Origin of the sequence: Erwinia persicina (genome assembly GCF_019844095.1) — a bacterium.
In the GTDB taxonomy this organism is placed as follows: domain Bacteria; phylum Pseudomonadota; class Gammaproteobacteria; order Enterobacterales; family Enterobacteriaceae; genus Erwinia; species Erwinia persicina.
In genome coordinates this window covers 913,506-930,912 of the sequence record NZ_CP082141.1, presented here as the reverse complement: position 1 = coordinate 930,912, position 17,407 = coordinate 913,506, and the positions used below count along the sequence as shown (strand labels likewise).

The window sequence follows — 17,407 nt, the reverse complement described above, 5'->3', positions numbered from 1 at the left end:
CAGATTTCAGAGCGCAGGTTATTTTGCGCACTTAACTCAATAAAAACATACAGGATGCAGGCCTGAATGTCCTGAAAACATGCCCTAACCTGGGCAATGATGCTGCAACAATGACAACAGCCAGCGCTCTGCCTGCTCAATCATCTCCTGTTCGCTGGAGCTATTTAGCGTACGCAGCAGACGTTGCAGGTAAGGGTCGGTGCCCTCACCGTCGATTTGATAATTCCCCTGCCAGCACTGCAGCAGTTTTCCCCGGGCTTTTTTCAGCGTGGCGTCATCGCGCAACAGCGCGCCTGTTTTGTCGTCAAAACAAGCCTTTAGCCAGGCACCACCGGATGCGGTTAGCAGCAGCGGTATGCACATGCCCTGACGGTAGCCTTCAACGTAACGGTTAAGGTGCTGCATCGCTTCACTGGCAGCCAGAGGGGCAAAACGCCACTCGCTCTCCTTACGTCCCAGCATCGTACTGCTGCCGGTCCCGCCCAGCGCACAGTAGACCAGATGCTCAAGCCACAGTGTCAGCCCGTCATTAAAGTTAAGCATCCCCGGCCGCCAGCGCAGCAGGCCACTGTCCTGCACCTGGGGCAACCAGCCGCTGAGGGCCATGTTCCCCACAGTCAACTGAATCTCCCAGCTTTCTGCCGACGCCCGCAATGCCCGTACGCGACCGGCCAGTTCACGCATTTCCTGCTCCTGCTCCTGCCAGAACAGTTCACCAAAGGCACCGTAAGGCAGCACCCCGGCGGCACGCTGGCGGGCATACAGCCGTTCGCTCTCGTTGCCCTCAATCAGGCTGTTCAGCAGTTGCATGTTCACCTGATAACGGCTCAGTCCCTGCAGGGAAAACGGCTCGGCATCGGGCAGCCCGGTCTCCTCAAGATGGAAGCTGACCCCAAGCCGCAGGCTAAAGAAAGCCCGCACCGGATGCCGCCAGAAACGCACCAGTTTGTCAAAACTCAGCGTATCAGAGGGTTCGTCAGGTAACGGCTGCATAAAAGGCGGGTGTGCTGTCCCCTTCGCGCTGGCAGCGGGCAGCCACTCGGCGGCAAAACTGCGGAATTCAGAACCCGCACTGAAGTTTTCAGGCGAGAAAGGCATCCGGGTGTGCAGATGGTGCAGATGCTTCACCACCGCGTCGGCACTGCTGTCGACATCGCGTTCGCGATCCTGTTCCAGACAGAAACTCTGACTGATGTACTCCACTAATTCACTGACCAGCACCGACGGATAGCGCTCCGTGTTGTCCTGAATCGAGCGGCCGATATAGCTGATATAGAGCTGCTGCTGCGCCGAATTGAGTGCTTCAAGAAACAGATACCGGTCATCGTCACGGCGGCTGCGATCTCCCTTCTGCGCCTGCTGGCTCATTAAATCAAACCCCAGTGGCGGCAGCGTGCGCGGATAGACGCCATCGTTCATCCCCAGCAGGCAGACCACCTTGAACGGAATAGAGCGCATCGGCATCAGCGTACAGAAGTTAACCGGGCCGGCGAGGAAACGCTGGCTGATGCGTTGCTGATCCAGACGTGAGGACAAATCATCACGCAGCAGCGCGAGCGGCACTGCCTGCTGATAGCCTGCCTCAATACCATAGGTGATCGCCTGCTGCCACTGCTCTTCAATCAGCGCCAGGGCCGCTTCCGTTTCTGCATCGCTGGTAAAGAAGTCATCCAGCATCTGACGGCACAGCGGCAGCCAGTCCTGAAGCGCACGGGGTTCACTCAGCCACTGCCGCCAGCGATTAAGCTGCATCAGCAGTTCCGCCAGGTTACCCGCCAGTTCCGCGATCAGGCCGCTGGACTCGTCGTAGGGCAGAATGCCCTGCCAGTCCCCTGCTTCACTGTTCATGGCGTAGCCCAGCAGCATCCGCGTCAGCCCGAAATGCCAGGTGTGCTGACCGGTCGCGGGCAGATCCAGCTCACGCACGCTGTCATCATCCAGCCCCCAGCGAACCCCGGACTCCGCTACCCAGTAACGCAGCAGACGTAATCCCTCTTCATCTATCGTAAACCGGCTGGCGACGGCAGGAACTTCCAGCAGCCCCAGTACGTCCTCAGCAGTAAAGCGGCTTTCCGGCAGGCTGAGCAGAGAAATAAATGCCTGTAATGCCGGATGGGCCTGACTGGCACGACGGTCAGAAATAGCAAACGGCAGCGCGCGCTCCGCTGGCGCATTGCCAAAGACGGCCTGAATATAAGGGGTATAGGCATCTATATCGGCCACCATCACGATAATGTCGCGTGCGGTCAGCGTGGGATCGTCTGCCATCATCGCCAGCAGCCGATCCTGTAATACTTCGACTTCACGTTGCGGGCTGTGGCACAGGTGAATCGCTATGGAGCGATCGTCCGGGGCCAGTACCCGCTTGCTGCGGCTGTGAGACCAGTCGCTCTGTTTAAGGCCAATGGCCGCATGGTCCTCCAGTTCCAGCAGATCGCGCTTCAGCGTATGAAGCAGGTTATCCGGTTCAATATCGACAAAGGCAAAGACTTCGTTGGGTTCCATCTGTGCCAGGAGATACAGGTTGTCACGCCCCAGCTTGCCCCAGGAGGCCAGCAGCGGGTTACTCAACTGCTGCTCTCCCCCCTCGTTAAACAAAGAGAACGCGGAATCACCGTCGAGGAACTGAGGGATCTCACGGTTATCCTGGTAATGGCGTCGATGGCGGCTTTGCAGTTTAGCGAGGAAAGCGTAATCCTGAATGTCACCCCAGTAGTGGCGGCAGGGGTTGGTGAAAAGCAGATGGATATCAATATGTCTGCCCAGTGCCTGCAGGGCCTGCAGATAGACCGGAGGAAGTGCGGAGATACCGCAGATAAACACGCGGTCGGGCAGACTGGCCGGACGCTCAGCACTGTTTTCCAGCCTGCTGATAAAGCGCTGATAGAGATTGGCGCGGTGCCACTCTGGCTGGCCGAGTTGATGGGTGTACTCAACCAGGGCAGCCCACAGCGGGGCCTGCCAGCGCTGCGCCTCGCCCAGGCCATCAATCAGCTGACCTTTTTCCCAGCTGTTTAACCAGTGCGGGCGGTAAACCAGATACTGGTCAAAGAGATCCGCCACGCGTGAGGCCAGTTGGAACAGTTTACGACTGTCATTGTCTTCGGTGAGATAGTGGCGCAGCATCTCAAACTCGTCACCCGACAGCATGGCAGGCAGGATCGCCATCAGCTTCCAGCTCATACTGGATTTATTAAATGCGCTCTCTTTCGGAATTTCCGGCAGGATCCTGACAAACATGTCCCAGATAAAACTGGCGGGGAGTGGAAAGTCAATATTAGCCGCAATACCAAACTCTTCAGCCAGTGACATTTGCAGCCACTGCGCCATGCCCGGGCTTTGTACCAGCACCACTTCAGAACGCAGCGGATCGCCCAGAGGCTGATTCTCTATCTGCCAGCACGCCAGCGTCTTGAGCAGATCCAGCTGATTCGAATGGTAAACGGTAAACATACACACACGCCCTTTAATAATACGCCGGAGGCTACTTTACCCCGTTACGCCCGGCTTGAAAATGTCATGGTTCAGTCAGCGTGGTCATCACATTGCAGTCGCGTCAGTTCTGCCGCTTGCCCTGCAGGACTGATGGCTTTCGCCGTAACCAGCCGGCAGCCACCGGGGCCGCTGCGTGAGTGTAGTTGTGTCTGCCAGCCTGCGGTCTCTTTTCCCTGTAAACGCTGGAAGGCATAGCGCCAGGCTTCACGCTGCTGCCATTGTCGGTGAAACCCCTGCCCTATTGCCTGCTGATACCGCATCAGGGCCGTGTAACTGAGGCTGAAAATCAGCAGCGCGAACAGGACTTCGGGCAGGCTGGCCCCTCTCTGGAGCAGACGATTATTCAACATGGCAAGCCTCTCCTGCGGCTAACGGGCAAAAATCCAGCCAGCCGTGGGGCTGTGGGTGAATCGCCCCATTGTCGCCCGGACGGATCCAGCGCCAGAGCGCCAGCGTGCCCGGACCGCTATCAGCACGGAGCAATAATAGCGAGGACGCCACACAGGCACGCCAGTGATACTCAGTCTGATGCTGACACTGCCACTTTTGCGCAGCGGGCCAGCGCAAACGCTCCCCCCAGGCAAGTGCGGACATTGCGCCGGTAAACTGCTGGATATAACGTCGTTCATCTCCCACCAGGCTCATCGCATCACTTAACTGCCGCCGGGTAGCGTGCAGCATCAGAGTTCCCATTAACAGAACGATCATCACCGCGATCAGGGCCCCGCTGCCGCGCTGCATCACCAAAGACATCACAAGTTCTCCGCCGTTAGCCAGTGCTCCAGATCGAGTCTGATATCCGGAAAACGGTACGTAAATCCACTCAACATCACTTTCACCTGTCGTCCGCTGCGGATCACCTGAAACGCGCTAATACCACTGGTGCGCGGGTCGTTTAATCGCTCCCAGCCACTCCCCTGACAGTCCGTGACACCACGCTGTGCCTCCAGACTGGATGCCCGCAACCGGTAGCCCCACACCTCACTGTTTTCATGCCCTGCGGCCTCCCACTGACCATTGCTGTTTTCATCCCAGCGCACCAACAGGCAACCGCTGGCAACCCGTATGCCCTGCATCCCGATCCCCTGGCAGCGCCCGTGGCAGTAACCGGCCCGCCGCACGGCTTTTTCCAGGGTATGCATCATCTGCTGCAGTTCTTCATAGAGCTGAGCCCGGAGCATTAAGCGTAGATTTTGTGACTGCAGCTGCGGTAGGGTTCGCATTGCCCCCACCATCAGTATGCTGCTAACAGCCAGGGCGATTAACGTTTCCAGCAGCGTAAACCCCTGCGATTTCACCGGCACGCCTCCTCTGTCTGCCTGCAGGTACGCACCCGCCCGCGAGAAGAGACAATGATGCGTCGCTCCCCGGCCTCACTGGCAATAACGATACTGCCGGGACGGGCCGTATTGTTGAGGCCATAGAACCCCATACCGGCCGTGAGCGAACGGATGTTAACGCCGGCATGCGGTGCCAGAAGGGTGTGCCTCAGGGAACGATCGCACCTTACCGGTCCCGCCCCCAGACACCAGCGCGCCCCACGCTTCAGCCAAAGGATATGCTCGACATTATGCCAGTTGGCATCGCTGCGTAGCCGGAATAACAGACGCTGGATCTGCTGCGCGCTGTCATTGAGCTGCTGGCGCTGCTGCCAGCGCTGCCAGCCGCTCCAACCACTCAGACTGAGCAGGGCAAGCAGAGTCAGCACCACCATCATTTCCAGCAGGGTAAATCCATTAAGGTTTTGCTTTTTCATGAACGGCATTGTGCGCTTTTAACCCGCAGGGGCCAGCGCCTGTTCGCGTTATTGCGCGACGTCATGCAGAGTGATTGCCCGCTTGCAGGCATATTCATTTACGTTGAGAGGAAGATTCCAGAAGGGCAGACAACTGTGGGGGGGCACCGCGTCTGGCGATGACGCCCCCGGGAAAGGGGGCGGTACGCCTCAGATCGCGACCGGTGCTTTAATGGCCGGGTGCGGATCGTAGCCTTCAATCTCAAAATCGTCGAAACGATAGTCAAACAGGGAGGCCGGTTTGCGTTTGATGATCAGTTTCGGCAGCGCACGGGGTTCACGTGACAGCTGCAGGCGCGACTGTTCAAGGTGGTTACTGTAAAGATGGGTGTCCCCGCCAGTCCAGACAAAATCACCCACTTCCAGCTCGCACTGCTGTGCCATCATATGCACCAGTAACGCATAGCTGGCGATATTGAACGGCAGGCCAAGGAAGATATCGCACGAACGCTGATAAAGCTGGCAGGAGAGTTTACCGTCGGCCACATAGAACTGGAAAAAGGCATGGCAGGGTGCCAGCGCCATCTGATCCAGCTCACCGACGTTCCAGGCTGACACAATAATACGGCGAGAGTCCGGGTCGCTTTTCAGCTGTTCAACCACCTTTGTCAGCTGGTCAATCTGTGCCCCGTCAGGTGCGCCCCAGCTGCGCCATTGCTTGCCGTAAACCGGGCCAAGATCGCCATTTTCATCAGCCCACTCGTCCCAGATCGACACCTTATTTTCTTTCAGGTAAGCAATGTTGGTGTCGCCATTCAGGAACCATAACAGCTCATGAATAATGGAGCGCAGATGACACTTCTTGGTGGTCACCAGTGGGAAACCTTCCTGCAGGTTGAAACGCATCTGATGACCAAAAATCGACAGTGTGCCGGTACCGGTACGATCGTTTTTTGGTGTGCCCTGATCGAGCACGTGCTGCATTAACGCCAGATACTGTTTCATTTTTCCCCACGAACCTGAGTCTGCGGGCGACGACGATACGCCCAAACCATCATAATCACACCAGCCACAATCATCGGTATGGAGAGGATCTGCCCCATACTGATACCGCTGAACAGACCAAGCTGCTGATCAGGCTGGCGGAAGAACTCAACGATAATGCGGAACGCACCGTAACCAATCAGGAACAGCCCGGACACCGCACCCATCGGACGGGATTTGCGAATAAAGACGTTGAGAATAATAAACAGCACGATGCCTTCAAGGATCAGCTCATAAAGCTGTGAAGGATGGCGCGGCAATACCCCGTAAGTCGACAGCAACTGCTGCCACTCAGGGTGAGTCGCCACCAGAGCGATATCTTCGCTACGGGAGCCCGGGAACAGCATCGCCCACGGCAGGTTCGGATCGACACGTCCCCACAGCTCGCCGTTAATAAAGTTACCGAGGCGACCCGCGCCCAGACCGAACGGGATCAGCGGTGCCATGAAATCAGCCACCTGGAAGAAATGACGTTTAGTGCGGTAAGCAAAGATCATCATCACCACGATCACCCCAATCAGGCCACCGTGGAACGACATACCGCCATCCCATACTTTGAACAGATACAGCGGGTTGTCGAGGAACAACGGCATGTTATAGAACAGGACATAGCCGATACGCCCACCAAGGAAGACGCCAAGGAAGCCCGCATACAGCAGGTTCTCCACCTCTTCTTTTTTCCAGCCACTGCCCGGTTTGTTAGCCCGGCGCACGGCCAGCCACATCGCGAAAACAAAGCCCACAAGGTACATCAGTCCGTACCAGTGCAGAGAAACTGGCCCGATGGAGAAAATCACCGGATCAAATTGAGGGAAAGCCAGATAGCCGTTATTCATCTTTCACCATTGTTAAAGTCAGTCCTGACAGGCAGCCGCGCAAGGAGGGGCTGCATAAGGCGCGCATGATAGCATAATGCGAATTACTGCGTTCTCAGCTAACTGTAAACTTTATTAAGCAGGCTGCAGAGGCAATGACGTTTCAGCTGTTTCGGTTGCCACCCGTCTTAAGCCAGCCAGCGCGCAGACCAGCAGAATGTGCAGATAATAAATCAGGATCGGCGCCTGAGCCATGAGGCACCGGCAAACAAAACAGCCCTTAAGCCCCTTTCACCTGCCGCCGCGAATCAGCCCGCCCAGTCCCCGTCTTTCCATGAACGAGGCCACCTGATGCCGCACTTCGGTGGCGAACTGCGCTTCCAGTCCACGTTGCGCCAGGTGTTGTGCCTCTTCCTGGTCGAGATGCCTCAGCAGGTATTTCACGCGCGCCACGTTGCGGCCGTTCATACTGAGATGGTGGTATCCCATACCCACCAGCAGTGCTACGCACATCGGGTCACCGGCCATTTCACCACACAAACAGAGCTCGATTCCCGCTCGTTGTGTCTCTTCTGCAATACTTTTTAACGCACGCAGCATGGCCGGATGCAGACTGTCATACAGGCTGGCCACCCGGGTGTTATTTCGATCGACCGCCAGCAGGTACTGCGTCAGATCGTTGGTCCCAACGGAGACAAAGTCCACCCGGCCTTTTAGCTGACCAATCATAAAGATCATCGACGGCACTTCAACCATCACACCAATGCGCGGCTGCGGAATGGCGTAACCGAGCATCTCTTCCACTTCACGCGCAGCGCGGGCGATCAGGCGTCTTGCCTCATCAATCTCTTCCAGGCTGGTGATCATCGGCAGCAGGATATTGAGATTATCACTGGCTACGTTGGCGCGTAGCATGGCCCGGAGTTGTACCAGGAAAATTTCCGGCTGGTCGAGCGTCAGGCGGATGCCCCGCCAGCCCAGGCACGGGTTCTCTTCGCTGATCGGCATATACGGCAGCTGTTTATCCGCCCCGACATCCAGCGTACGTAAAGTGACGGGTTTATCGAGGAAGAGCTGCAACATGCCCTGATATTGCGCCACCTGCTCTTCTTCCGAAGGGAAACCGTTTTGTAGCATAAAGGGAATTTCGGTGCGGTAGAGGCCCACGCCATCTACCCGGTTACCCACCATCTGTTCATGCTCTGCGCTCAGGCCGGCGTTCAGCATCACCTTGACCGGCTCGCCGCTTTTGAGCGCGCCAGGCAGGAAGACAAAATCCTCCGCCAGCAGGCTCAGTTCATTCTCTTCACTGATCAGACGCTGGTATTCCTGCACCAGCACCGGTTCCGGATCCACCAGCAGTTCGCCACGATAGCCGTCAACGATCAGCAGACGCCCTTTCATCAGCTCAGGCTGAATGTCGGCCCCCATCACGGTAGGGATCCCCATCGCCCGAACCATAATAGCGGCGTGGGAATTCGCGGCCCCATCGCGCACCACCACGCCCGCCAGCCGGTCACGCGGCAGCTCGGCAAGGGTGGTTGCCGTCAGTTCATCGGCCACCAGCACAAAGCGCTCGGGCCAGGTATTGGTACCCTGCACCGTGTCATCGAGGTGAAACAGCAGGCGCTGCCCCAGCACACGCAGGTCACCGGAGCGCTCGCGCAGATAGCTGTCCTGAAGGCTGGCAAACTGGGCGGCGAACTTCTCGATCACCTTTTTAACCGCCCACTCGGCGACGGAACCGGCGTCGATTTCCGCCAGCAGATCTTTTTTCAGTCGGGCGTCAGTTAACAGGTGCGAGTAGAGATCAAAGATCGCCGCACTCTCTTTATGCATACTGGCGGTGAAACGCTTGCTGTAGCGGCGAAACTCACTGGAAGCTTCACTCATTGCCAGCGCCAGTCGTTCACGCTCTCTGACCGTATCGAGGGTTGAAGCCGCAAACACATTTTCCAGCGAGGGTTGGCTGGAGTCGACCCAGCCCTGGGCGACGGCCACGCCAGGCGCGGCTGCCAGAGCACGGATACGGGTTTGCCGGTATTGACCAAACAGGGCATTCAGCTGGGACTGAGAGAGAATGGCCGCCATCTGAGTGGCCAGCGTAACCAGAAATGACTCTTCACTTTCATCAAACTGGCGGTGCTCACGTTGCTGAACCACCAGCACACCAAGCAACTGGCGACGGCTGATAATCGGCACGCCAAGGAAAGAGCGAAAACGCTCTTCCTTTACGGAGGGGATGTATTTAAAACTTGGGTGACTCTGCGCATCAGCAAGGTTAATCGGCTCGGCCAGACGCCCCACCAGCCCGACAATCCCTTCATCAAAGGCCAGGGCGACGGTGCGCCCACGCGGCTTTTTTAGCCCACGCGTAGCCATCAGGTAGTAGCAGCGACGATCGTGATCCGCGAGGTAGACCGAACACACTTCGGTTTGCATCGCCAGACAGATTTCGTTAACCAAAATGTCCAGCGCCTCGGTAAGCCGGGGCGCTGCCGCCACTTTCTCAACTATTTCGCGTAGCTGTGTGAGCATAATCTACGTGGCTTAACCTCTCTTCCGTCGAAAACCTGGCGCATTTCGTTGTACGGCATTCTCCTGCAGGGGCATAACCACGCCGGCAAACTCTTTCATCACGCGTCGGTAAACGTCGCGTTTAAAAGAGACCACCTGGCGAACCGGATACCAAAAGCTCACCCACCGCCAGCCATCAAATTCTGGCGTACTGCTGGTTTGCATGTTGATATCCGCGTCATTGCACATCAGCTGCAGAAGATACCACTTCTGTTTTTGGCCGATACAAACCGGCTTTGTGTCCCAACGCACCAAACGTTTTGGCAACTTATATCGTAACCAGTTACGGGTAGATGCAAGGATGCGGACATCCTTACGGTTCAAACCGACTTCCTCGAAAAGTTCGCGGTACATCGCCTGCTCCGCCGTTTCTCCAGGGTTGATACCGCCCTGGGGAAACTGCCAGGAGTGTTGACCGTAACGTCTGGCCCACAGCACCTGTCCCTGCTTGTTACATATTACGATACCAACATTCGGGCGGTAGCCATCATCATCGATCACCGGACTACCTCAAACTAAAACTGGATGTTCTGATTGTTTCATACTCCTTACAGACGGTAAACCACTGGTTTCAGGCGAGGTGACGACGCCAGGCTGGGATAACTCGCCCAATTTGGCAAAGTTATAAACAGAAACACGAATAAAAGGGCGATCTTATTCACGTTTTCTGTGGATAGCTTTGTGCAGAACTCTGTTAACAGGTGGGGAAAACTTTCTCTCACTCTTAAAGCGCTGTTTTTTAAACTCAGAATAAACCCATAGGAATCATTAGGTTTTAACGTTAACCACAGCATTTCCCCCGGTTGTCATTCGTTTGTCATGTGACCCGGATCGTCAACTGGTGAAAGATCGAACGCTGACGACGTTATCCACAGAATAAGCAGATTATGTGGGCATGAAAAACGCAAAACAGGGTAAAAACAGCGCCGTCAAGGCTGTAAATGGAAACAGTATTCGTGCAGAAAGGAAGTTATCCCTCTTTTCTGTGGATAAGTACCCTCGTGATCCTGTTCATTGTCGGTGGCAACCCGGGTAAAACTGTCGGAAGCGGGCTTTTTACAGGGACGAAGTGCAATAAAAAAACACGAGTTATCATGCTATTATTGGTGTTTTCCCCAGATAAGTGAGTCAGATTCGCTGTGTGGGCAAAATGCGTCTATTTTTTAAACACAATACAGGTCTGATTATGACTGACCCTCATCACATCGTTCCACCTCCACAGGATGAGGAGGAACTGCTGGCCCGCGCCTCTGCACTGGCAGGATATACGCTGGGTGAACTGGCGCAGCGGATTTCACTGCCCGTGCCGCGCGATCTTAAGCGGGATAAAGGCTGGGTGGGCATGCTGCTGGAGCGCTATCTGGGTGCCAGCGCAGGCAGTAAACCCGAGCAGGATTTCGCCAGTATCGGCGTTGAGTTGAAAACCATTCCAGTGGACGCCAGCGGTCGCCCCCTGGAAACCACGTTTGTCTGCGTCGCCCCTCTGACCGGAAACAGTGGTGTCACCTGGCAGAACAGTCACGTCCGCCATAAACTGACGCGGGTGCTCTGGATCCCGGTGGAAGGAGATCGCGCCATCCCGCTGGCGCAACGTCACGTGGGCGCGCCCCTGCTATGGAGTCCGGACGCCAGTGAGGAGCAGCGCCTTCAGCGCGACTGGGAGGAGTTGATGGACATGATCGTGCTGGGCCAGGTCGAGCAGATTACGGCACGTCATGGAGAAGTACTGCAGATACGCCCCAAGGCGGCGAACAGCAAAGCGCTGACGGAGGGTATCGGCCGCGATGGCCAGCCGATCATGACGCTGCCACGCGGCTTTTATCTAAAGAAAACCTTCACTGCGCCGCTGCTGGCACGACATTTTCTTCTTTAAGAAATTGCATCAAAGATTTTCCCACTATCGTCAACCTTGCGTATAATCGTCGTTTAGCTTTTGTTTAAGTTTAAGGTGTGCTTTTAACATGTTTGAATGGATTGCCGATCCCAATGCCTGGCTCGCGCTTGGCACGCTGACGATCCTCGAGATTGTTCTCGGGATAGATAACATTATTTTCCTCTCGCTGGTCGTCGCCAAACTGCCAGCGCATCAACAAAACACCGCCCGACGTATTGGTCTGGCCGGCGCGATGTTAATGCGCCTTGGTCTGCTGGCCTCTATTGCCTGGGTTATCCGTCTGACGGATCCGTTGTTTACCCTGATGGATCACGCGTTCTCGGCACGAGACCTGATCCTGCTATTTGGTGGACTGTTCCTGCTCTGGAAGTCGAGCATGGAGATTCATGAAACCATTGAGGGCGGGGGAAGCGAACACACGACGAAAGTGCATTCGTTTTTCGGAGCCATCGTGCAGATCATGGTACTGGATATCATCTTCAGCCTGGACTCGGTGATCACCGCCGTCGGCCTTTCAGATCATCTGATTATCATGATGGCCGCCGTGGTGATTGCCGTGTTGGTGATGATGTTTGCCGCCCGGGCCATCGGTGAGTTTGTTGACCGCCATCCGTCGGTAAAAATGCTGGCACTGGCGTTCCTGATCCTGGTCGGATTCACTCTGATGCTGGAAAGTTTCAGTATTCACATTCCAAAAGGCTACATCTACTTCGCGATGTTCTTCTCCATGGCCGTGGAATGCCTTAATCTGGCACGCAATAAAAAGCGTCCGCTATAAGATAATGTCCCTGCCCGTCCCCACTGGTCGGGCAGGATACAATGTGAGCAATATGTCAATGGTATGCTGTGCGCAGCGTCTATTTTCAGACTCATACTATTATCGTTACAGGGAAAATAGTTTATTACTACACTGATACCGGTTGAGTAATAAACATTAGGGAGACAAGTATGAAGTGGATTTTGGGTGCAGCAGTCGTCGGCCTGGCTATGTTAACGTCCGGATGCAGCAGCGACTACGTCATGGCGACCAAAGAAGGCAAGATGATTATGACCGATGGTAAGCCGCAGATCGATAAAGAGACTGGCCTGGTGAAATATACGGACGATAGCGGTCATGAAAAGCAAATCAACGGTGATGAAGTCTCATCCATTGTTGAGCGTTAAGCGCATATTGCCACCTGACCCGTGCGGTTAAAGGTGGCTCGCTAAAGCACTTCCCGATAAATCCCCCCTTCCCCCGCCCGTTCAGCACGGTTATAGTCAAAAACCGGGTTTTCGGTGCGACACGTGCCAGCCCCAGGCAAAAAGCCCCTGTTGCGGACGCCCTGATGTCCCTGACCTTTGAATAATGAAAAAGGAAGCCGGCAATGCATTATCACCGTATCCCCCACAGCACCCTGGAAGTCAGTACTCTGGGGTTGGGCACCATGACGTTTGGTGAGCAAAACAGCGAAGCCGACGCCCATGCACAACTGGATTATGCCCTGAGCCGCGGCATCAACCTGATTGATACTGCCGAAATGTACCCCGTCCCGCCACGCCCGGAAACGCAGGGTCTGACCGAGCAGTATATCGGCAGCTGGCTGGCGGCACGCGGTAATCGCGATAAGGTCATCCTGGCCTCTAAAGTCTCCGGGCCGATTCGTGGCGCTGATGCCTCCATCCGTCCGGGCCAGGCGCTGGATCGCAAAAATATACGCAGCGCGCTGGATGCCAGCCTGAAGCGGCTGAATACCGATTATCTCGACCTGTATCAGTTGCACTGGCCGCAGCGCCAGACCAACTGTTTTGGTAAGCTGAACTATGAGTACACCGACAGCGCAGCAACCGTAACGCTGCTGGAAACACTGGAGGCGCTGACTGAACAGGTGCGGGCCGGTAAAATTCGCTATATCGGCGTGTCGAACGAAACGCCGTGGGGCGTAATGCGCTATCTGCAACTGGCGGAGAAACATGAACTGCCGCGTATCGTCAGCATCCAGAATCCCTACAGCCTGCTGAACCGCAGCTTTGAAGTCGGTCTGGCCGAAATCAGCCAGCATGAAGGCGTCGAGCTGCTGGCCTATTCCAGCCTGGCCTTCGGTACACTGAGTGGGAAATACCTTAACGGTGCACAGCCTGCCGGGGCGCGTAACACCCTGTTCAGCCGTTTCAAACGCTACAGTAGCGAACAGTCTGTCGGGGCCATTACCGAGTATGTCGCCCTGGCGAAGCAGCACGGACTGGATCCCTCGCAAATGGCACTGGCCTTCGTACGCCAGCAGCCGTTTGTCGCCAGCACCTTACTGGGGGCGACCACGCTGGAACAGTTGAAGATCAATATCGACAGCTATGATGTCACGCTGAATGAAGAGGTCATGGAAGGACTGGAAGCGATCCATCGTCGCTTTACCTATCCAGCGCCTTAATCCGGAAGCCACCGCCAGGGCACGCTTGCGCCCTGGCGGTGTGGTATTACTCTCTCAGAGCGAGGTCGTCACTTTACGTTTCTGAGCCAGCTGCCAGCCCCACAGTACCGCAATCGCCAGGGCAAAAAGTGCACCGAAGCCCACACCTGTCGCCACCGGCGGCGCACCGAACTTAATCGCCAGCGTATAAAGTCCGAGCATCAACAGCATCGCGGTATTTTCACCCAGATTCTGTACCGCGACGGCATTGCCTGTGCCAACGGTATCTTTCCCACGCATCTGCAACAGCGCATTCAGCGGCACCACAAAGAAGCCGCCGAGCATACCGATAATCACCAGCAGCACGTAGGCATTGATGGCCTGATGCTGGAGCGAGAAAGCCAGTACCGCCACGCCAATCAGCACCCCCGCAGGCATACAGCGGCCGACGGTTTTCAGCGTCACCAGCTTCGCCGCGGCAATGGCCCCGAACACGATACCAATGGCCACCATGGCGTTCAGCAGCGTCGGCGTTTTATTATCGCTGATACCCAGTGCCACCGGCACCCAGAGAACCAGCAGAAAACGCAGCGTGACACCCGCCCCCCAGAACAGGCTGGTGCCCACCAGGGAAAACCGCGTTTCGCCATCACGCCACAGCGTGCCGCAGGCGCGGAAGAAGCTGGCTGACATACGGGCAGGGTGCCAGGACTGACCCGCGCGCGCCGCATCCAGTTTAGGGATCAGCACGTTTGCCGCCACTGCCAGCGCATAAGCCAGTACGCAGGCCGCCAGGGCGGCCGTCAGGTTCCAGTCAGCCAGGAATCCCCCGGCCACAGAGCCCAGCAGAATAGCGGCAATGGTTGACGATTCCATCATCCCGTTGGCCTTCACCAGCGTTTCCCCGCCAGTCAGTTCGCCCAGAATGCCATACTTCGCCGGTGAGTAAGCCGCAGCACCAATCCCCACCAGACTGTAACCAAGGAACGGATCAAACCCAAAGCAGATCACCAGGGCCCCCAGCAGCTTGAGGGCGTTGGCAAACATCATTACCCGCCCTTTGGCAAAGCTGTCCGCCAGCTGGCCGACGAACGGGGCCAGAATGATATAAGTCGCGACAAACATCATCTGCAACACCGGCTGACTCCACGCCGGATAGACCAGCGACTTCATCACGGCCAGCGTGGCAAACAGCAGCGCATTATCGCCAAACGCGGAGAAGAACTGCGCGCCAATCACTGCCATCATGCCCTTCGACATCAGCGGCTGGCCATGCGCCTGAGAAATTGTCATGCCTGTTCCTCCGGGTTTTCAGCCATTTCACGCAGGGTAACGAAGTCCGGTTTACCGCTGCCCAGCAATGGCAGCTGCGACAGAACGCGGATATCACGGGGGATCGCCAGCTCCGGGCTGCCCAGCTCGCGGGCGGCACGGGTCAGTTGTTCACGGGTCAGCTGCGCATCAGTAGTAAACAGCACCAGCGCCTCACCGCGATTGCCGTCCGGTTTAAGGGTAGCCGCGTGCTGCTTATCTTCCGATGCTTTACGGGCAATCATTTCGACGATCTCCAGGGAAACCATTTCTCCGGCGATTTTGGCAAAACGCTTCACCCGTCCCTGAATCTGGCAGAACCCACCGTCATCAAAACTGACGATATCACCGGTGTCATACCAGCCCGCTTCCATCAGCCCTTCTCCGTTATCCGCCTGTGGCGCTTCCAGCACGCCAGGCCGCTCAACGCGCAGATAGCCTTTCATAATATTCGGGCCACGAAGTTGCAGCAGGCCGCCGTTGTCGATCCCCGGCACCGCAATCAGACGCGAATCCATGCCCGGCAGGATACGTCCGACGGTATGTGTTTTGGCCGCCATCGGCACGTTAATGGCCACCACCGGCGCACATTCGGTGACGCCGTAGCCCTCCAGGATGCGGATGCCATATTTTTCCATCCACAGCTCGCGCGTCTGCTCTTGCAGCTTTTCTGCTCCGGCCACGACATAGCGCAGGCGGGCAAAATCATACGGACTGGCGAAACGCGCATAGTTACCGAGGAAGGTCGACGTGCCAAACAGCACGGTGCAGTTACGGTCATAAACCAGTTCCGGCACAATGCGGTAATGCAGCGGGCTGGGATAGAGAAACACCTGCGCCCCGGTCATCAGTGGCGTAAACAGTCCCACCGTCAGACCAAAGGCATGGAACAGAGGCAGCGCCGACATAAACCGATCGCGTGGGGTGAAATCGGCAATAGTGCGGATCTGTTCCACGTTCGCCAGCAGACTTTTATGCGAATGCACCACCCCTTTCGGATGTCCTTCAGAGCCGGAGGTAAACAGCACCATCGCAGCCTCTTCCGGCTGCTGTGCGACCGCAGCCTGTGCTGGTGTCAGCAGATGTCGCAGGATCCACAGCTTGTCCTGAAACGTGACGGTCTCTTTCAGATCTTCCAGATAGATCCACTGCACCTGCGGGATGCCCTCCGGCAGGTGCCACAGTTTGCCCTTATCGAGGAACTGGCGTGAGGTAAATACGGTTTTGACTTCGGCGGCACTCAGGGCGCTGGTCAGCCCTTTCACCCCGGCGGTATAGTTCAGCATGGCCGGGATGCGTCCGCGCATTGAAGCCCCGAGAATCGCCGCCGCGGTGACGGTGGCATTCGGCAACAGCAGGCCGATATATTCCCCGGGCTGACTGTAGCGCTCCAGAATTCGACCGACCCCCAGCGCCTTTTTCAACAATCCCGTATAGCTGTCAGGTTTGAAATTGACGTCTTCCACACAGGGTTTAAACCAGCCATAGCGGGTACGCGCGGAGAGAAACGCCTGATACAGGGTTTCACGCGGGCGCACCGCCATGCGGGCTTCCATCATAATATGGTGAAGGTGTTCCCCCGCCAGGCGGCGGCGATCGCGCGCACGGGGTGCTTCCGGCATCGGGATGGAAGTGGCAGGCAGGACACTGAGAGTGATGCGCGGGAACAGGCGTCGTTTAAACACACCGGCCAGCCGGCCAAAGGGTGTGTACTCCGCGCCCTCAATGCGCACCGGCACCACGGTCGCCTGAGATTTTGCAGCGACGAAGCCCGCCCCATCATAAATTTTCATCAGCGACCCGGTGACGGTGATACGCCCTTCCGGGAAGATCACCACAGGGCGGCCGGTGCCGATCAGCCGCACCAGATGCTTGATGGACATTGGTTTTGTCGGGTCAAGCGGCACGAAATCAATCAGGGGACGCAGCAGGCGCATGTACCACTGCTCAGTGATTGACGAGTAGACGGCAAACACCGGCTTCACCGGCAGGAACACGGCCAGCAGGATGCCATCAATAAATGACATATGATTAGGGGTAATCAGTACCTTCTCTTTATACAGCCCTGAGAGGTCACCCGTCAGACGGGTTCGGAAGAGTATGCGAAAAAGGACGCGAAAGAATGTAAACAACATGCCGACTCCATAGC

General features: G+C 56.5%; 15 protein-coding genes. 4 read left to right on the top strand and 11 right to left on the bottom strand.

Annotated elements, in window-relative coordinates; genetic code table 11:
• Window positions 1-84 precede the first annotated feature (84 nt).
• The 9 genes from recC to rppH all read right to left on the bottom strand — a co-directional run bounded on the left by recC (window position 85) and on the right by rppH (window position 10,167).
• Entirely contained in the window at window positions 85-3,453 is a 3,369-nt protein-coding gene (recC, locus tag K6L24_RS04225) for an exodeoxyribonuclease V subunit gamma (RefSeq protein WP_222681973.1), read from the bottom strand.
• Window positions 3,454-3,524: 71 nt separating this feature from the next.
• Window positions 3,525-3,845, bottom strand: a complete 321-nt coding sequence (locus K6L24_RS04220) for a prepilin-type N-terminal cleavage/methylation domain-containing protein (RefSeq protein ID WP_118663297.1) — start codon at window positions 3,843-3,845, stop codon at window positions 3,525-3,527.
• Window positions 3,835-4,248, bottom strand: coding sequence for a DUF2509 family protein (locus K6L24_RS04215; RefSeq protein WP_222681972.1), 414 nt, complete (start codon window positions 4,246-4,248; stop codon window positions 3,835-3,837). The genes K6L24_RS04220 and K6L24_RS04215 overlap by 11 nt, the downstream gene beginning before the upstream one ends.
• Window positions 4,248-4,799, bottom strand: a complete 552-nt coding sequence (locus K6L24_RS04210; RefSeq protein WP_118663295.1) for a prepilin peptidase-dependent protein — start codon at window positions 4,797-4,799, stop codon at window positions 4,248-4,250. The genes K6L24_RS04215 and K6L24_RS04210 overlap by 1 nt, the downstream gene beginning before the upstream one ends.
• Complete coding sequence (locus K6L24_RS04205; protein ID WP_187509515.1) at window positions 4,790-5,251, bottom strand: prepilin peptidase-dependent protein; 462 nt, start codon at window positions 5,249-5,251, stop codon at window positions 4,790-4,792. Before K6L24_RS04205 ends, K6L24_RS04210 begins: the two co-directional genes overlap by 10 nt.
• Before the next feature lie 189 nt (window positions 5,252-5,440).
• A complete protein-coding gene (thyA, locus tag K6L24_RS04200; protein ID WP_222681971.1) occupies window positions 5,441-6,235 on the bottom strand; it encodes a thymidylate synthase in 795 nt (264 codons plus the stop codon).
• Complete coding sequence (lgt, locus tag K6L24_RS04195) at window positions 6,232-7,110, bottom strand: prolipoprotein diacylglyceryl transferase (protein WP_062744251.1); 879 nt, start codon at window positions 7,108-7,110, stop codon at window positions 6,232-6,234. Before lgt ends, thyA begins: the two co-directional genes overlap by 4 nt.
• A 270-nt stretch (window positions 7,111-7,380) precedes the next feature.
• Window positions 7,381-9,627 (bottom strand): phosphoenolpyruvate--protein phosphotransferase, encoded by a 2,247-nt coding sequence (ptsP, locus tag K6L24_RS04190; RefSeq protein WP_062744252.1) that lies wholly within the window; start codon window positions 9,625-9,627, stop codon window positions 7,381-7,383.
• 12 nt (window positions 9,628-9,639) lie between these two features.
• Window positions 9,640-10,167 (bottom strand): RNA pyrophosphohydrolase, encoded by a 528-nt coding sequence (rppH, locus tag K6L24_RS04185; protein WP_062744253.1) that lies wholly within the window; start codon window positions 10,165-10,167, stop codon window positions 9,640-9,642.
• Between the two features lie 685 nt (window positions 10,168-10,852).
• Between rppH and mutH the strand changes: the two genes are divergently transcribed.
• The 4 genes from mutH to K6L24_RS04165 all read left to right on the top strand — a co-directional run bounded on the left by mutH (window position 10,853) and on the right by K6L24_RS04165 (window position 13,968).
• Window positions 10,853-11,539, top strand: a complete 687-nt coding sequence (gene mutH / locus K6L24_RS04180) for a DNA mismatch repair endonuclease MutH (protein ID WP_062744254.1) — start codon at window positions 10,853-10,855, stop codon at window positions 11,537-11,539.
• 88 nt (window positions 11,540-11,627) lie between these two features.
• The gene (locus K6L24_RS04175; protein WP_118663289.1) at window positions 11,628-12,338 is read left to right on the top strand and encodes a TerC family protein; all 711 of its coding nucleotides are present in this window, start codon (window positions 11,628-11,630) and stop codon (window positions 12,336-12,338) included.
• Between the two features lie 170 nt (window positions 12,339-12,508).
• Window positions 12,509-12,724 (top strand): YgdI/YgdR family lipoprotein, encoded by a 216-nt coding sequence (locus tag K6L24_RS04170; RefSeq protein WP_062744256.1) that lies wholly within the window; start codon window positions 12,509-12,511, stop codon window positions 12,722-12,724.
• Between the two features lie 203 nt (window positions 12,725-12,927).
• The gene (locus K6L24_RS04165) at window positions 12,928-13,968 is read left to right on the top strand and encodes an NADP(H)-dependent aldo-keto reductase (RefSeq protein ID WP_062744257.1); all 1,041 of its coding nucleotides are present in this window, start codon (window positions 12,928-12,930) and stop codon (window positions 13,966-13,968) included.
• A 54-nt stretch (window positions 13,969-14,022) separates the two neighbouring features.
• On the opposite strand, the gene lplT is transcribed toward K6L24_RS04165, so the two are convergent.
• The gene (gene lplT, locus K6L24_RS04160) at window positions 14,023-15,240 is read right to left on the bottom strand and encodes a lysophospholipid transporter LplT (RefSeq protein WP_118663287.1); all 1,218 of its coding nucleotides are present in this window, start codon (window positions 15,238-15,240) and stop codon (window positions 14,023-14,025) included.
• Window positions 15,237-17,393: a bifunctional acyl-ACP--phospholipid O-acyltransferase/long-chain-fatty-acid--ACP ligase gene (gene aas / locus K6L24_RS04155; RefSeq protein ID WP_222681970.1), complete on the bottom strand. Its 2,157-nt coding sequence runs from the start codon at window positions 17,391-17,393 to the stop codon at window positions 15,237-15,239. Before aas ends, lplT begins: the two co-directional genes overlap by 4 nt.
• Window positions 17,394-17,407: the final 14 nt, after the last annotated feature.

Bases quoted from the DNA above. Each gene is read 5' to 3' on its own strand.
- recC (WP_222681973.1), bottom strand. From the start codon at position 3,453: ATGTTTACCGTTTACCATTCGAATCAGCTGGATCTGCTCAAGACGCTG.
- K6L24_RS04220 (WP_118663297.1), bottom strand. From the start codon at position 3,845: ATGTTGAATAATCGTCTGCTCCAGAGAGGGGCCAGCCTGCCCGAAGTC.
- K6L24_RS04215 (WP_222681972.1), bottom strand. From the start codon at position 4,248: ATGTCTTTGGTGATGCAGCGCGGCAGCGGGGCCCTGATCGCGGTGATG.
- K6L24_RS04205 (WP_187509515.1), bottom strand. From the start codon at position 5,251: ATGAAAAAGCAAAACCTTAATGGATTTACCCTGCTGGAAATGATGGTG.
- thyA (WP_222681971.1), bottom strand. From the start codon at position 6,235: ATGAAACAGTATCTGGCGTTAATGCAGCACGTGCTCGATCAGGGCACA.
- lgt (WP_062744251.1), bottom strand. From the start codon at position 7,110: ATGAATAACGGCTATCTGGCTTTCCCTCAATTTGATCCGGTGATTTTC.
- ptsP (WP_062744252.1), bottom strand. From the start codon at position 9,627: ATGCTCACACAGCTACGCGAAATAGTTGAGAAAGTGGCGGCAGCGCCC.
- mutH (WP_062744254.1), top strand. From the start codon at position 10,853: ATGACTGACCCTCATCACATCGTTCCACCTCCACAGGATGAGGAGGAA.
- K6L24_RS04175 (WP_118663289.1), top strand. From the start codon at position 11,628: ATGTTTGAATGGATTGCCGATCCCAATGCCTGGCTCGCGCTTGGCACG.
- K6L24_RS04170 (WP_062744256.1), top strand. From the start codon at position 12,509: ATGAAGTGGATTTTGGGTGCAGCAGTCGTCGGCCTGGCTATGTTAACG.
- K6L24_RS04165 (WP_062744257.1), top strand. From the start codon at position 12,928: ATGCATTATCACCGTATCCCCCACAGCACCCTGGAAGTCAGTACTCTG.
- lplT (WP_118663287.1), bottom strand. From the start codon at position 15,240: ATGACAATTTCTCAGGCGCATGGCCAGCCGCTGATGTCGAAGGGCATG.
- aas (WP_222681970.1), bottom strand. From the start codon at position 17,393: ATGTTGTTTACATTCTTTCGCGTCCTTTTTCGCATACTCTTCCGAACC.